The 14618-nt window shown below is 65.1% G+C and carries 18 protein-coding genes; 14 read left to right on the top strand and 4 right to left on the bottom strand.

Annotated features, from left to right (window positions below):
- Positions 1-61 precede the first annotated feature (61 nt).
- Genes MTX21_RS09405 through MTX21_RS09390 form a run of 4 tightly spaced genes read left to right on the top strand, consistent with a single transcriptional unit; the run spans position 62 to position 3909 of the window.
- Complete coding sequence (locus MTX21_RS09405; RefSeq protein WP_280971014.1) at positions 62-1951, top strand: ABC transporter permease; 1890 nt, start codon at positions 62-64, stop codon at positions 1949-1951.
- Positions 1948-2739, top strand: a complete 792-nt coding sequence (locus MTX21_RS09400; RefSeq protein WP_280964520.1) for an ABC transporter ATP-binding protein — start codon at positions 1948-1950, stop codon at positions 2737-2739. Before MTX21_RS09405 ends, MTX21_RS09400 begins: the two co-directional genes overlap by 4 nt.
- Positions 2736-3440 (top strand): ABC transporter ATP-binding protein, encoded by a 705-nt coding sequence (locus tag MTX21_RS09395; protein WP_280964519.1) that lies wholly within the window; start codon positions 2736-2738, stop codon positions 3438-3440. The genes MTX21_RS09400 and MTX21_RS09395 overlap by 4 nt, the downstream gene beginning before the upstream one ends.
- Before the next feature lie 13 nt (positions 3441-3453).
- Entirely contained in the window at positions 3454-3909 is a 456-nt protein-coding gene (locus tag MTX21_RS09390) for a MarR family winged helix-turn-helix transcriptional regulator (RefSeq protein WP_280964518.1), read from the top strand.
- Positions 3910-4073: 164 nt separating this feature from the next.
- Here the strand turns inward: MTX21_RS09390 and MTX21_RS09385 are convergent, their stop codons facing one another.
- Positions 4074-5270 carry an amidohydrolase family protein gene (locus tag MTX21_RS09385; RefSeq protein WP_280964517.1) on the bottom strand — a complete coding sequence of 399 codons (1197 nt, stop codon included), beginning with the start codon at positions 5268-5270 and terminating at the stop codon, positions 4074-4076.
- Between the two features lie 158 nt (positions 5271-5428).
- Here MTX21_RS09385 and MTX21_RS09380 point away from each other — a divergent pair, with 158 nt between their 5' ends.
- From MTX21_RS09380 to MTX21_RS09345, 8 genes are all read left to right on the top strand, one after another.
- Positions 5429-6202, top strand: a complete 774-nt coding sequence (locus MTX21_RS09380) for a ferredoxin--NADP reductase (RefSeq protein WP_280964516.1) — start codon at positions 5429-5431, stop codon at positions 6200-6202.
- A gap of 106 nt (positions 6203-6308) precedes the next feature.
- A complete protein-coding gene (locus MTX21_RS09375) occupies positions 6309-6635 on the top strand; it encodes a hypothetical protein (RefSeq protein WP_280964515.1) in 327 nt (108 codons plus the stop codon).
- A 113-nt stretch (positions 6636-6748) separates the two neighbouring features.
- On the top strand, positions 6749-8023 hold the full coding sequence (locus tag MTX21_RS09370) for a cytochrome P450 (protein WP_280964514.1): 1275 nt from the start codon (positions 6749-6751) through the stop codon (positions 8021-8023).
- A 150-nt stretch (positions 8024-8173) separates the two neighbouring features.
- Positions 8174-8359, top strand: coding sequence for a hypothetical protein (locus tag MTX21_RS09365; protein WP_280964513.1), 186 nt, complete (start codon positions 8174-8176; stop codon positions 8357-8359).
- 14 nt (positions 8360-8373) lie between these two features.
- On the top strand, positions 8374-8574 hold the full coding sequence (locus MTX21_RS09360) for a hypothetical protein (protein ID WP_280964512.1): 201 nt from the start codon (positions 8374-8376) through the stop codon (positions 8572-8574).
- 3 nt (positions 8575-8577) lie between these two features.
- Positions 8578-8805 carry a hypothetical protein gene (locus MTX21_RS09355; RefSeq protein WP_280964511.1) on the top strand — a complete coding sequence of 76 codons (228 nt, stop codon included), beginning with the start codon at positions 8578-8580 and terminating at the stop codon, positions 8803-8805.
- A 17-nt stretch (positions 8806-8822) separates the two neighbouring features.
- Positions 8823-9086: a hypothetical protein gene (locus MTX21_RS09350; protein ID WP_280964510.1), complete on the top strand. Its 264-nt coding sequence runs from the start codon at positions 8823-8825 to the stop codon at positions 9084-9086.
- A 33-nt stretch (positions 9087-9119) separates the two neighbouring features.
- On the top strand, positions 9120-9365 hold the full coding sequence (locus tag MTX21_RS09345) for a hypothetical protein (RefSeq protein WP_280964509.1): 246 nt from the start codon (positions 9120-9122) through the stop codon (positions 9363-9365).
- Positions 9366-9409: 44 nt separating this feature from the next.
- Here MTX21_RS09345 and MTX21_RS09340 read toward each other — a convergent pair whose 3' ends face one another.
- On the bottom strand, positions 9410-10654 hold the full coding sequence (locus tag MTX21_RS09340; protein ID WP_280964508.1) for a DUF763 domain-containing protein: 1245 nt from the start codon (positions 10652-10654) through the stop codon (positions 9410-9412).
- A gap of 127 nt (positions 10655-10781) precedes the next feature.
- On the opposite strand from MTX21_RS09340, the gene MTX21_RS09335 reads away from it, so the two are divergent.
- A complete protein-coding gene (locus MTX21_RS09335) occupies positions 10782-11924 on the top strand; it encodes a mechanosensitive ion channel domain-containing protein (protein ID WP_280964507.1) in 1143 nt (380 codons plus the stop codon).
- 14 nt (positions 11925-11938) lie between these two features.
- Here MTX21_RS09335 and MTX21_RS09330 read toward each other — a convergent pair whose 3' ends face one another.
- Positions 11939-12745: an ABC transporter substrate-binding protein gene (locus MTX21_RS09330; protein WP_280964506.1), complete on the bottom strand. Its 807-nt coding sequence runs from the start codon at positions 12743-12745 to the stop codon at positions 11939-11941.
- Between the two features lie 13 nt (positions 12746-12758).
- Positions 12759-13736, bottom strand: a complete 978-nt coding sequence (locus MTX21_RS09325; RefSeq protein WP_280964505.1) for a tripartite tricarboxylate transporter substrate binding protein — start codon at positions 13734-13736, stop codon at positions 12759-12761.
- A 118-nt stretch (positions 13737-13854) separates the two neighbouring features.
- Between MTX21_RS09325 and MTX21_RS09320 the strand changes: the two genes are divergently transcribed.
- Positions 13855-14565 carry a TetR family transcriptional regulator gene (locus MTX21_RS09320; RefSeq protein ID WP_280964504.1) on the top strand — a complete coding sequence of 237 codons (711 nt, stop codon included), beginning with the start codon at positions 13855-13857 and terminating at the stop codon, positions 14563-14565.
- Positions 14566-14618 lie beyond the last annotated feature (53 nt).

The following is a 14618-nucleotide window of genomic DNA, read 5'->3' as shown; positions in this document are numbered from 1 at the left end:
AGAGGTGAACCAAGATCTCGCTGCCGCACATCACGGCATGCAAACCGAACCCGGACCGCCGATGGCCTTTTATGTCGTACAGTTTCTGACCGGTCTCGCCAGCGCAGCGTCGCTGTTCCTGGTGGCCTCGGGCCTGTCGATCATCTTCGGCGTGACGCGGATCGTGAATTTCGCGCATGGCGCCTTCTATATGATCGGCGCCTACATCGCCTTTACGCTGACGGATCGCTTCGCCGGGGCGTTCGGCTTCTGGGGCGGCATCGTCGCGGCGGCGCTGGCGGTGGCGCTGATCGGCGTCGTCGTGGAGATGGTGCTGCTCCGGCGCATCTATCATGCACCCGAACTGTTCCAGCTTCTCGCGACGTTCGGCCTGACGCTGATGGTCGAGGACCTCGTGGTCCTGATCTGGGGCCCCGACGATCTGCTCGGCCGGCGCGCGCCGGGCTTCAAGGGCGCGGTCGATTTCTTCGGCCAGAACATCCCGAGCTACGACCTGTTCCTGATCGTGCTCGGCCCGGTCGTGCTTGGCGTTCTCTGGCTCCTGTTCCAGCGCACGCGCTGGGGCGTGCTGGTGCGCGCCGCGACGCAGGACCGCGACATGGTCGCGGCCCTCGGCGTCAATCAGAAATGGCTGTTCACCAGTGTGTTTGCAGTCGGTGTGTTCCTGGCCGCGCTCGGCGGCGCGCTCCAGATCCCGCGTGATGCCGTCCATCACGCGATGGATTTGCGCATCATCGTCGAGGTGTTCGTGGTGGTCGTGATCGGCGGCCTCGGCAGCATCGTCGGCGCCTTCGTCGCGGCGGTGCTGGTCTCCGAGCTCAACGCGTTCGGCATCCTGATCTTCCCGAAGATCTCGATCATCCTGGTCTTCCTGGTGATGGCGGTGGTGCTGATCGTGCGGCCCTGGGGGTTGTTCGGCAGGCCCGAGGCGCCGGCGCGCAAGACGCCCGGTCTCACCGTCAACCCTTGGCGGCCGCTGACGTCGAATGAGCGGCTGGCTGCGCTTGCCGCGCTCGTCGTCGCGGCGATGCTGCCGCTGTTTGCCGGCAACTACGCGCTGACCGTCGGCTCCGAGATCGCGATCTTCGTGATCTTTGCCGTGAGCCTGCATTTCCTGATGTCGGTCGGCGGTCTCGCGTCCTTCGGCCACGCGGCGTATTTCGGCCTCGGGGCCTACGGCATTGCCTTCCTCGCCAAGATGGCGGGGCTGCCGATGATCGTGTGTCTTCTGCTCGGACCGCTGCTCGGCTGCTTGGGTGCTGCCGTGTTCGGCTTCTTCGCGGTACAGCTCTCAGGCGTCTATTTCGCCATGCTGACGCTCGCCTTCGCGCAGATCGTCTGGTCGATTGCGTTCCAGTGGGTCAGCGTGACCGGCGGCGACAACGGCATTTTGGGCGTCTGGCCTTCGAGCTGGGCCGCGAGTCCCTCGCACTTCTACTGGCTGGCGCTCGGCGTCGCGGCACTTGTGACGATCGCCCTGCGGATCGCGGTGTTCTCGCCATTCGGCTACGCGCTCCGGGCCACGCGCGACTCAGGCCTGCGCAGCGAGGCGATCGGCATCAACGCCAAGCGCATCCAGTGGACCGCGTTCGTGATCGCGGGGACGACGGCCGGCATCGGCGGCGCGCTGTTCGCCTATCTCAAGGGCAGCGTCTTCCCAGACAATCTCGGCATATCGCTTTCGGTCGATGCACTGGTCATGGTGCTGCTCGGCGGCGTCGAAACGGTGTCGGGCGCGGTGATCGGCGCCATCGTCTACAAGGCGCTCAACATCTGGCTGGTCAGCCAGACCGATCTGTCGAAGCTGGTGCTCGGCGCGTTCATCGTTCTGATCGTGGTCGTCTTCCCCAAGGGCATCGTCGGGATGCTGGAGATGCTCGCGCAGCGGCGCAGGAACGCGTCGCCGCCGGGATCAGCCCTGCTTGCCAAGCCGATCGAGTCCGCCGAATGAGCGTCGCACCCCCACTTCTCGCGGTCGAAGGCCTGACCAAATCCTATGGCGGCATCCACGCCGTGCGCGGCGTCTCGTTCTCGCTGCGTGCCGGCGAAATTCTGGCGCTGATCGGGCCGAACGGCGCCGGCAAGAGCACCTGCTTCGACATGCTCAACGGCCAGAACAAGCCGGACTCAGGGTACGTCCGCCTCAACGGCGAGGACACCACCGGAAAGAAGCCGCGCGAGATCTGGCGGCTCGGGGTCGGGCGCACCTTCCAGATCACCGCGACCTTTGCGACCATGACCGTGCGCGAGAATGTGCAGGTCGCGCTGATCTCGCACCAAAAGCAGTTGTTCAACCTCTGGGGCTCGGCGCCGCGCTTCGATCGCGACGAGGCCGGCCGACTACTGGAGCTGGTCGGCATGAGCGGCTATGCGGACCGGCCCTGCGGCGAGCTCGCCTATGGCGATCTCAAGCGGCTCGAGCTTGCGGTGGCGCTCGCCAACCAACCGAGACTTCTGCTCATGGATGAGCCGACCGCCGGCATGGCGCCGCGCGAGCGGGTCGACCTGATGCGGCTCACGGCCAATATCGCGCGGGAGAAGTCGATCGGCGTGCTCTTCACAGAGCATGACATGGACGTGGTGTTCGAGCATGCCGACCGCATCATCGTGCTGAACCGCGGCACGCTGATCGCCGAGGGTTCGCCGGCCGAAGTGCGCGGCAATCCGCAGGTGCAGGCGGTCTATCTCGGCGAGGGCCTCGTCTACGATGCCCGCCACCGCGAGGGAGCCGCGACATGAAGCTCACGGTGCAGGACCTCAACAGCCACTATGGCCCGGCGCACATCCTGTTCGACATCGGCTTCGAGGTCGGCGAGGGCGAGGTGGTGGCGCTGCTCGGCCGCAATGGTGCCGGCAAGTCGACGACGTTCCGCTCGATCGTCGGCCTCGTGGCGCAGCGCTCGGGCCGCATCATGTTCGAGGGCAAGGACGTCACGGCGCTGCCGACGCATGAGATCGTGCGCGGCGGCCTCGGCTATGTGCCGGAAGAGCGGCGCATCTTCACCGACCTGACGGTCGAGGAGAATCTCGAGGTCGGCCGCCAGCCGAAGCGGACGAACGCGCCATACTGGACGCGCGAGAAGCTGTTCGCGCTGTTCCCGAACCTGAGCGAGATGCGCAATCGTCCGGGCGGCCGCATGAGCGGCGGCGAGCAGCAGATGCTGACGATCGCGCGCACGCTGATGGGCAATCCGTCGCTGGTGCTGCTGGACGAGCCCTCGGAAGGCCTGTCACCCAAGATCGTCGAGCAGATGGTCGATGCGATCCTGACCATGAAGAAGGAGGGCGTCAGCATCGTCGTCTCCGAGCAGAATTTGCACTTTGCGCGGCTGATCTCCGATCGTGCCTACATCATCGAGCGCGGCCGCATCTGCTTTGGCGGCACGATGGCCGAGCTCGACGCGCGTCCGGATATCCGCGACGCGCATCTGTCGTTGTGAGGGGTGGGGGCGGATGGCGAGAAGCGTCGCGGCCAAGAAGAGCGTCAAGCCGGCCAAACCGTCTTACGTGCTCGACGAGCAGGTCGGGTTCATCCTGCGCCAGGTCTGGCAGCGCCACAGCGCGATCTTCGCGCGTGACATCGGCACCAATCTCACGCCGACGCAATGGGCGGCGCTGTCGAAGCTCGCCGAGACCGGCCCGTGCTCGCAGAACCAGCTCGGGCGGCTCACGGCCATGGACGTCGCGACCATCAAGGGCGTGATCGATCGTCTCAGCGCGCGCGGATTGACGGAGACGAGCCAGGATCCCGAAGACGGACGGCGGCTGGTGGTCAGCCTGACGCGCGCCGGTCAGCAGCTTGCGGAGAAGGTCGCGCCGAACGCACTCGCAATCACCCGCGAGACGCTTGCTCCGCTCGATGCCAAGGAGCGCGAGACGCTGATGGCGCTACTGAACAAGCTGCGATGAACCCGTCATTCCGGGGCGCGACGAAGTCGCGAGCCATGATGCGCAATTGCGCATCTGAGAATCCATAACCACGAGCCGGGGTTATGGATTCCGGGCCTGCGCCTTGCGGCGCATCCCCATTGCGCAATTGCGCAATGTGGAATGACGACGGTGTGTGGGGCGGCTTACTTCGCCACCACCTCCGGCACCTTGCCCGCCGGCGGCGTATTGCGGCTGCGCTGCGTCCGGACGATGCCGTCGATGATGGTCATGCCGATGCCGGGAAGGTCGCCGAGCTGGACGCTCTCCAGAATGTTCTTGCCGGGCGAGTGCTGCGCCTTGTCCATGATGACGAAGTCGGCGGAGCGGCCGACCTCGATCAGGCCGCAATCGAGCGCGCGCATCCGTGCGGTGTTGCCGGTGGCAAGGCAGAACGCGATTTCGGCCGGCAACTCGCCGAGCGAGGATAGCATCGAGACCATGCGCAAAATGCCGAGCGGCTGCACGCCGGAGCCGGCGGGTGCATCGGTGCCGAGGATGACGCGATGCAGGTCGCCCATCTCGCGCGCGGTGCGCAGCGTGAACAACGCCGAGCGCTCGTTGCCGTTGTGCACGAGCTCGAGCCCGCGCTTGCAGCCCTCGCAGATACAGCGGATCTGGTCATCGGGCAGGGCGGTGTGGCCGCCGTTGACGTGGCCGACCACATCGGTGTCGGCCTCCAGCACCACATCCTTGTCGATCAGTCCGGAGCCGGGGATTGAGGGGCCGCCGGTGTGGATCGTGCTCTGGATGCCGTATTTGCGCGCCCAGCCGACCATTTTCCGCGCGGTTGGGCCGTCTTTCACGCCGCCGAGGCCGACTTCGCCGAGCAGTTTCACGCCGGCGGCGGCCATCTCCTTGAAATCTTCTTCGACCATCTCGCATTCGATCACGGGGGCGCCGGCGTGAACCTTCACGCCGCCGGGCCGCAGCGTCCAGAACGCGCGCTGCGCGAACACCGCCATGGCCTTCAGGCCGACGACGTCGCGGGGGCGGCCGGGCATGTGCACTTCGCCGGCGGAGATCATGGTGGTGACGCCGCCATGAAGATAGCTGTCGATCCAGTTGGTCTGGTTCTGACGCGGCGTCCAGTCGCCGGCGACGGGATGGACGTGGCTGTCGATCAGGCCCGGCGCCACCGTGGTGCCGTTGGCGTCGACGATGGTGGTCGCGCCTTCGGTGTTGACGTCCTTGAAGCGGCCGATCGCGGTGATCTTGCCGTTCTCGGCGACGATGGTGTCGCCATCCAGGATCGGCTTTTCCAGGGCGCCGGACAGGATCAGGCCGATATTGCGGATCACGAGCTTCGACGGTCCGGCGGCCTGGGGTGCGTCATGCGCCATGGAAGGGCTCCTCATTCCTAACTGCAACGCTTTCGATCTTGGGCAGCCTTGACCGCGGGATCAAGCGGGATTATTCATTAGTATACGAATGATCGTGTACAAACGACGCATAGCTGACAATCGCCTCGGAACCGCTCGGCAGCGACAGGGAAGGTGAGATGAGCAATTTCAATCAGGAAAGCGTTTTGAGCGTCCACCACTGGACCGACACGCTGTTCAGCTTCAAGACCACCCGCAGCCCGACCTTCCGCTTCCGCAACGGCGAGTTCACCATGATCGGGCTCAAGGTCGGCGAGAAGCCGCTGCTGCGGGCCTACAGCGTCGCCAGCGCCAATTACGAGGACACGCTGGAGTTCTTCTCGATCAAGGTGCCGGACGGCCCGCTGACCTCGCGCCTTCAGCATCTGAAGGAAGGCGACGAGATCATCGTCAGCCGCAAGGCCACCGGCACGCTGGTGATCGACAATCTGGAGGAGGGCCGCAACCTCTACCTGGTCGGCACCGGCACGGGGCTCGCGCCGTTCCTGAGCGTGATCAAGGACCCCGAGACCTACGAGCGCTTCGAGAAGGTGGTGCTGCTGCACGGCTGCCGGCACGTCAGGGAGCTCGCCTATGGCGAGATGATCACCGAGACGCTGCCGAACGACGAACTGCTGGGCGAGTACATCCGGGGCCAGCTCATCTACTATCCGACCGTGACCCGCGATCCCTTCCGCAACCGCGGCCGCATCACTGACCTCATCACCTCGGGCAAGCTGTTCAGCGATATCGGTCTGCCGCCGCTGGAAGCAGCGCACGACCGCGTCATGATCTGCGGCAGCCCGGCGCTGGTCGCGGACACCCGCGTCCTCCTGGCCGAGCGCGGTTTCGTCGAGGGCAATCACGGCGAGCCGGCCCAGTTCGTGGTCGAAAAGGCCTTCGCGGAGCGGTAGGCACGGAATTCCTGCGCAATAAGGCCGCATTTTCGCCGCCCGGCGCCCGTTGCGGCGCCGATTCAGCGCGCGATACTATGTGGGAGCGAATCAGCGGAGTTCCCATATGGTTGCGGACAGCGACAGCAACATCGCCTGGCACCGGGTTCAGTTGAAGAAGAATCGCGCTGAGTTGAAGGCGTTCGAGACCGCGCGCTTCACGATGGGCGAGATCGCCACGTCGAAGCGGAACGGGCAGACCCAGAAGGCGATCATCGAACTCAAGCGCAAGATCGCGCAGTCCGAGCGCTTGATCGCCGACTACGAGAAGCGCACGCGCCGTCCGCTCGCCACCGACCTGCAAAGTCTCAGCAACGGAAGCTGGAGTCATTGGGACGCCTACACCAATCAGCAGCAGCGCAAGACCGGCTCGCGCTCGACGGGGCGCGGGTAGGTTTTCTTCTCGCTCTCCCCGCAAGCGGGGCGAGGTAAGCAACGGCGGCCCACTTGCGGCGGCAGCGCTGCGCACCATCTGGGTGAGGCGCCACCAACCATCCCGGTGATCCCATGACACTGCGCCTCGATTTCACCAGCGAGGCCTTCTTTTTTCGCGATCCGCCCAAGGCCATCGCGGAATTGCGAGCTTTGGGGCCCGTGGTCGCGACGCGATTTCCGCTCGTCGGCGACGTCTGGATCACCACGACCCATGATGCGACCGCGCAGGTGCTGAAGGACAGCACGACCTTCACGCTGCGCAAGGAGGATGGCGACGTCGCGGGTCTGCGCTGGTGGATGCCGAGACTGGTCAGGACCATCGCCAACAACATGCTGACCATGGACGAGCCGGACCACACCCGGCTGCGCAGCATCGTGGACGAGGCCTTTCGCCGCCGTGCGATCGTCGCGATGGAGCCGCGCATTCGCGCCATCGCCGATGGTCTGGCCGATGAGCTGTTCGCGCAGGGAAGCCCGGCCGATCTCGTCCAGCGCTACGCGCGCATCCTGCCGCTATCGGTTATCTCCGAACTGCTTGGCCTGCCGCCGGCCGATCGCCCGCGCTTCATTGCCTGGGCCAATGCGATGTCCTCGTTGACCAACGTGGCCAGCTTCTTTCGGCTGCTGTTCGCGTTCCGGAAGATGCGGAGCTATCTCGAAGAGCAATTGCAGGCCGCGCGCGTGCGGGGCGGCGAAGGGCTGATTGCCGAACTGGTCCAGGTCGAACGCGAGGGCGGCCAGATCACGCCGGACGAAATGGTGTCGATGGTGTTTCTGCTGCTCGCGGCCGGCTCCGAGACCACCACCCATCTCATCAGCGGCTCGGCTTACGAGCTTCTCAAAAACCCCGGCCTCCGCGATTGGCTGGAACAGGATTGGAGCCGCGTCGGGCTCGCGGTCGAAGAGTTCTTGCGCTTCGTCTCGCCGGTGCAATTCTCCAAGCCCCGCTATGTTCGGCGGGATGTCGAGCTTGAAGGCGTGCGCCTGAAGAGGGGCGACCGCGTCATGGTGATGCTCGCCGCCGCGAACATGGATCCGGCGGTGCATGAGCATCCCGACGAGCTTGATCTCGAGCGCAAGCCAAACCGTCACATCTCCTTCGGAACGGGAATCCATTTCTGCCTCGGCCATCAGCTTGCGCGCATCGAGGGGGCCTGTGCACTTGAAGCGTTGTTCACGCGCTGGCCGCAGCTTGGTCTCGCTGTCGAGCCTTCGCAAATTCATTGGCGCAAGCGCCCGGGGATTCGCGCGATCAAGCAGCTCCCCGTCACGGCAGAGTCTCGGGGAACACCTGCGACATCTGCCGCGTCGGCGATGGTCGATCGTTCCCTCGCTCGGGCGAACTGATATTTCCTGTCCTTCGGAAAATCTTTGTTCCCGTGATCGACCAGGAACGGTGCGCGGTGACGGCTGTTGTCCTTGAGACCTCGCAGCGATGAAGGTCGGCACGGGTTCCGTGCTCACCGCGAGCGTCTCATCTTTGCAGGAGGCAGCATCATGACCAGAAAAATGCCACCTGTTCCGCCGGACAACCAGAGCCACAAGGGAACTGGCGACACCAAGCAAATGCCGACCGATCAGACTCGGCATGGCCAACAACGCGCGGAAAATCCGGAGCAGCAGGGGCAACAAGGCAACATCAAGCAGAACACGACCAATCAGGGATACCAGCAAGATCGCTGAGGAAGGTGACGTTCATGTCGACATCCACCAAGACACCGAACAGCATTCGCCAGGGCGGACCCGGCGCATCGCACGAGAATGCGAAGGCGCCGCTCGAGGTCAAGAAGCCGCCGGCTGACGATCCGCAGCGCAGCCACAGCCGGGTCTCCGGCGGCGGTGGCGAGCACGATTCCCATCACCGGCACGATGCGGCCGGCAAGGGCGGAGGCAGGTAAATCATGAGCAGCAAGCAACCGAAACTGTACGCTCCGTCCGGCAAGGATTTGCGCGACAATCCCCTGATCGGCGGATCGAAGGGGGCGTCGATGGCCGGCGCGTCGCCTGACGACGTCGAGGATGCCTTCGGCGAGAACACGATCGAGGGCGACTTCGAGAACGACGTGAACGTTGCCGGTGGCATCGACAAGGACGTCGCGCGCAGCGGCTCGCACCGAAGAGGCCGGTGACAATCGGGAGATATCGGATGCAAGGCAGAAAAACCCACGAACAGCAGGTGCGCATTCTCCAACGCGAACCGGATGTGCCGGATACGCGGCAGCTCGAACAGGCCTCCGGCCACAATCCGCAGGATGCGGCCGTTCATCGCGCCAAGCCGGAGGCGCGACAGAGCGAGTTTCCGGTGAGCCGCGGCGGCCTCAACCAGGAGAGCGACCACAACAAGCACAACAATCCCGGCCAGAGCGGGCACAAGCCGCCCAAACCGACGGCACAACAGCAAAAGCACTGAGTTTCGAGGCGATCATTCAAACAGGAGAGATCGATGCCAGGCGGGAATGGCAGCAAGATGCACTTCAGATCCGGGATGCACGGCAAGAGCGACGGCACCGGCGCGTTCGCCGACGTGCCCAAGGACAAGATCGGCGACAACATGGTCCTGTCCAACCGCGACAAGGCCCAGCACTCGGACATCCGCGGCATGGACGGCAAGTTCATCCAGACCGAGCAGTATCAGGACCACGCGGCCAACCGGCTCGGAGCCGAGGACACGGAGACTGACGAAAGCTGAGGAGAAGGGTCGTTTCCTCCCGACCTTAACTCGCGGACCGGTGCTTAGCCGGTCCGCTTTTTTGTCGAGACGAGATCGCGCTCCCAGCCGAATACGGATCGGCCGTCGAGGTCCGGAGATGCCGCGCGTTCGCCCCCGATGAAAGATTCGACCGAAGGCCCGCGCGCGGTTCGCTCCAGCCGTCGCGCCTGATCGTCGAGGCGCTTGATCGCCTGCATCTCCTCCTCACGCCCGAGCCTCGCGTTCTGGATTGCGCCTTTCAGCACGCGGATGGTTTCGTCATAAACCTTGATCGGGACGGGGTAGGGGTGGCGATCCTTGCCGCCATGGGCGAGCGAAAAGCGCGCGGGGTCCCTGAAGCGGTAGGGCGCGCCGTGCACGACCTCGGCGACCATCGCGAGCGAGCGTACGGTGCGCGCGCCGACGCCGGGCGTCAGCAACAGCTCGGGGAAATCGATCGGGCCGCGCTCGGCTGCTGCTGCGAGCGTGCCGTGCAGGCGCCGTGCGAACACGTCCTTTGGCCGGACATCGTGATGCGAGGGCATGATCAGATGCGGCAGCAGGGCCTGCGCCGGTTCGGTCCCGTTGATCCGCTCGAACTCCGAAACGACGCGGTCGGGGCCGAGATCCGTCAGCAGCTCGAGCTGGGCGGCGCGCGAGGGTTCGGCGCGATGGTCGGTGAGATTGACGATCTCGCCCTGCTCGGGTCCGTCGATCGCGCTGTGCGGGGTATCGACAAAGCTCTTCAGCGCTTCCGAATGCCAGTGATAGCGCCGGGCCTGGCGCTTGTCGCCGTTCATGCCTTGCTGCACCACCGTCCATTTGCCGTCGGCGGTGACGAAGAAGCCGTGAAGATAAAGGTCGAAACCGTCCTGGACCGCGGCGCTGTCGACTTTCGCCACCAGACGGCTGGCGCGGGTCAGTTTCACGCCATCGAAGCCGACGCGCTCGCCGAGCTGCAACAGCTCGTCCGGTGTCCTGCGCGAATGCTGTCCGCGGCCGCCGCAGACATAGACGCCGAGCTCGTCCTGGAGCGGACCGAGCCCGCGCTTCAGCGCCCCGATCACGGAGGTGGTGATGCCGGAGGAGTGCCAGTCCATCCCCATCACCGCGCCGAACGACTGGAACCAGAACGGGTGCGAGAGCCTTTGCAGGAACGCGTCGCGCCCGTAATGGTGCACGATCGCCTGCGTGACGATCGCGCCGAGCGACGCCATGCGGGTCGCAAGCCACGGCGGAACCCGTCCACTGTGCAAGGGAAGATCGGCGCTGCCGGTACGTCGAGTCATGACCGCCCCAAACTAGCGTAGTTCGCCGACGGTTGCACCGAGGGAATACCGCGTTGCATGGGGCGGGGGAGCAGAGGCTGGCTGGGCCGCGTTGAGCGGCAGTTGCGAATGGAATGCGGGGACAGGGATGAATCGGCAGGCTTTGATGGCTGACATCGAGGAGATGCTTGGCGGGGTGCCCTCTTGGGTCATCGGACTCGGCTTGATCGCCGGTGCGGTCGTGCTGGCCTTGTCTGCCTATCGGCTCGCGGTCTGGCTGCTCAATCGCGCGTTCGGGGTGCGTTTCCCTCTCGTGCGCATGTTCGTCGAGCGCACGGCGGGGCCGGCTCGCATGGCACTGTGTCTCGCTGCGGTCGCACTGGTCCTGCCGCTCGCGCCGCTCAACGAGTCGATCCGGACGCCGCTGACGCGCCTGTTCGTGGTGGCTTTCATCGCCCTGATCGGTTGGATATCGACCCGGGTCGTCGACATGAGCGCGGCACGCTATCTCCAGAATTTCCGCGACGTCACGGAAAACTTCATCGCCCGCAAGCACGTTACACAAGTCCGCGTGTTCAAGCGGGTGACCGATACGATTATTGTCATCATCACGGTCTCCACTGCGCTGACCACGTTCGACTCGGTAAGACAGTACGGGGTCAGCCTGTTCGCCTCCGCCGGTGCCGCCGGCATCATCGTCGGTCTTGCCGCCAGGCCCCTGCTCAGCAATTTGATCGCCGGCGTACAGATCGCGATCACCCAGCCGATCCGGATCGAGGACGCAGTAATCATCGAGAATGAGTGGGGCTGGATCGAGGACATCGCCTCGACCTATGTCGTGATCCGGCTGTGGGACTGGCGCCGCATGGTGGTGCCGCTGTCGTATTTCATCGAAAGGCCGTTTCAGAACTGGACGCGCGATACCGCATCGCTGATCGGCGTGATCGCGCTTCATGTCGACTACCGGGCCGACGTGCCGCGCATCCGGCGCTGGCTGGAAGATGCGGTGAAGCAGTCCAAACTCTGGGATGGCTCGGTGGTCAATCTCCAGGTGATCGACGCGGACTCACGCACCATCGAGCTTCGGGCGCTGGTCAGCGCCAGGAACGCGCCACAGTCCTGGGACCTGCGCTGCGAGATCAGAGAGAGGCTCATCGCCTTCATTCGCGACGAGATGCCGGAAGCCCTGCCGCGCGAGCGTGCGATCCTGATCCCGTCAGGCGACGACGACACCGAACTCTGGCGGCGCGCCGTTTCCAAGAAGAACAAGCGGGTCGGCGCCCACAATTAACCCGCGAGCAGGTGCTATTCGCGCGTGGCCTTGCTCGCGCCGCGCAAGCCCGCCTGCTGCTGGATGGCATCCAGCGCGCCGGACGACTGCTCCTCCGTTACGAAGCGGTTGAGCAGGGGGAGCGCCTCCTCGCGCCCCTTCGGAATTGCGATCGCCATGTGCTCCAGGCCCCAATTGCCCTCGAGAATCCGCGCGCCCGGCATCTGGTCGGACATCTCGAACAGCGTCGGCTTGTTGGTCGCGTAGAGATCGATCTCGCCGCGGCCGAACATCGCGATCGCAACCTTGACGCTTTCGGCGGGAACGATGGTCGCATTCTTGAATTTCGCCGGGAGAGTGCGTTCGGAGGTCGAGCCTTTGGTGACGCCGATCTTCACGCCGGGCCGGTCGATGTCGCTGACCGCGTTGATTACCGAGTTCGCCGGAACGAGATAGCCGAGTTCGATCGTCAGTACCGGCTGGCTGAAGCTGACGTCGTTGGCACGGGCCGGCGTGGCGTTGGTCACGGTGAAGTCGACCTGGCCGTCATGAATCGCACTGACGATGTCGGCCACGCGCTGAAACCTGACGTAGTCGACGGCAACGCCGAGCCGCTTCGCCAGCTCGCCTCCGAGATCGTAGCTCAGGCCGTGCGGCTTGCCGCTCGCGTCGGTCACCATCGAAGTCGGACTGCCCGGATAGACGCCGACGCGCAAGCTGCCGCTCGGCGCCAGGATTTTCGCTTCGCCATCGGCCTTCGCGGGAGCGCCGAGCTGGCCTACAAATGCAAGCGCGATCAGGGCCGCGCCTGCAAGGCGCCGCGGATGAGACAAGGTCGTCATGTCAGAGCCCGTCTCATTGCGCGCGAATGTTGGCGGCCTTCAATACCGGCTCCCACTTGATCGCCTCGGCGTGCATGTAGGCGTCAAAATCCTTGGCGGAGGAGCCGACCGGGGCGGCGCCGATCTTGCTGAGCGTCGATTGCACGGCCGGATCCTGCAGCGCCGCCTTCAAGTCGGTCTCGAGCTTTGAGACGATCTCCGGCGGCATCTTCGCAGGGCCAAGGACGCCCCACCAGACGGAGACGTCGTAACCCGGCACGCCGGACTCGGCGACGGTCGGAACATCGGGCAGCGCCTTGGAGCGCTGGGCGGACGTCACGGCGAGCGCGCGCACCGGGCCGCCTTCGAGCTGGCCGATGGCTTCCGCGAGCGGATTGATGCTGAGCGGGATTTCGCCGGCAATGACGGCGGTCAGCGCCGGCGCGCCGCCCTTGTAGGGGATCGCGACGATCTTGGTGCCGGACATGTATTTCAGGAGCTCGCCGGCGAGATGGGCCGAGGTGCCATTGCCGGACATGCCGTAGGAGAGCTTGTCCGGCTCCTTCTTCGCCGCGGCAAGGAGATCGCCAAGCGTCTTGTACGGGCTGTCCTTGGCGACGACGATCGCGAGCGGGGACGAGGCGACCTCGGTGATCGCGGTAAAATCCTTGAACGTGTCGTAGGGCACGCTCGGATAGATGAACTGGTTGAGCGGATGGCCGCTGGCGACCAGGATCAGCGTGTAGCCATCCGGAGCTGCCTGCGTCAGCGCCTGCGAGGCGACGATGCCGCCGGCGCCGGGACGGTTGTCGACCACGGGCTGCTGGCCCCAGGTCTTTGCCAGCGCCTGGCCGAGCGTGCGGGCGAGCACATCGACCGCGCCGCCGGCCGCGTAGGGCACGAGGATGTGGACCGGCTTGCTCGGATAGTTGTCGGCCTGCGCGGCGCTGCCGGCCAGCAGCAAACCGGCACCGAGCAGCAAACCGCCGATCTTCTTGTTCAAACCCAGCATTTTCCCAGCACTCCTTAAGGGCATTTGCGTCCTAGCGGCGGTCTTTTCTAGCCGTCCCGGACGTTGCCCATGGTTTTTGTTGACGAGACCTGATCTTTTGTACGATAGTACAAATCACATGGTACGCAAACCCACAAGCAAGGAAACGGCCCGCAAGCCGAACATGCGCGAGGCGATCCTCGCGGCGGCCGAGGAGCTGTTCGCCACCAACGGCTTCAACGCCGTGTCGGTGCGCGACATCGCACACGCCGCCGGGGCCAATCCCGGCAGCGTGACCTATCATTTCAAGACTAAGGACGGCCTGCTGCTGGAGATCTACCGGCGTCATTGCGGGCCGATGAACCTGCGTCGTTCCGAGCTGTTGGCGGCCGCCAAGCGCGTGCGCGATCTGCAGGACCGGCTCGAGGCGATCGTGCGGGCCTATGTGGTGCCGGCCTTCACCTCGGGCAGCGATCTTGCCGGCGGCGGTGCGCGCTTCACGCGCCTGCGCGCCGTGATGTCGGCCGAAGGCAACGAGGTCGCGCGGCGGATCATCGCGCAGACCTTCGACGACACCAGCCATGCCTTCATCGATGCGATCCACGAGAGCCTGCCCCACATTCCGCGCACCGAGATCGTCTGGCGCAGCCACTTCCTGCTCGGCGCGCTCTATTATTCGCTGGTGACACCGGAGCGCGTCTCGCGCCTGTCGCGCGGCGAGGCCGACGGCAGCGATGCCGCGAGTGCCATCGAGCAGCTCGTGCGGGCCACAGTCGCCGCGTTACAGGCGCCGGCGCTCGATCAGACCGCGCCGGTCCGACGGCGCACGGTCGCAAGCAGCAAGACTTGAAAGAAACCGTCGAGGGGAAGCGCGGGTCGCGTTTCGGCTCGCAAGCGGACCAT

Origin of the sequence: Bradyrhizobium sp. ISRA430, assembly GCF_029909975.1 — a bacterium.
Classification (GTDB): Bacteria; Pseudomonadota; Alphaproteobacteria; order Rhizobiales; family Xanthobacteraceae; genus Bradyrhizobium.
Note: the sequence above shows the minus strand (reverse complement) of the source record. Positions and strands in the feature narration are given on the sequence as shown.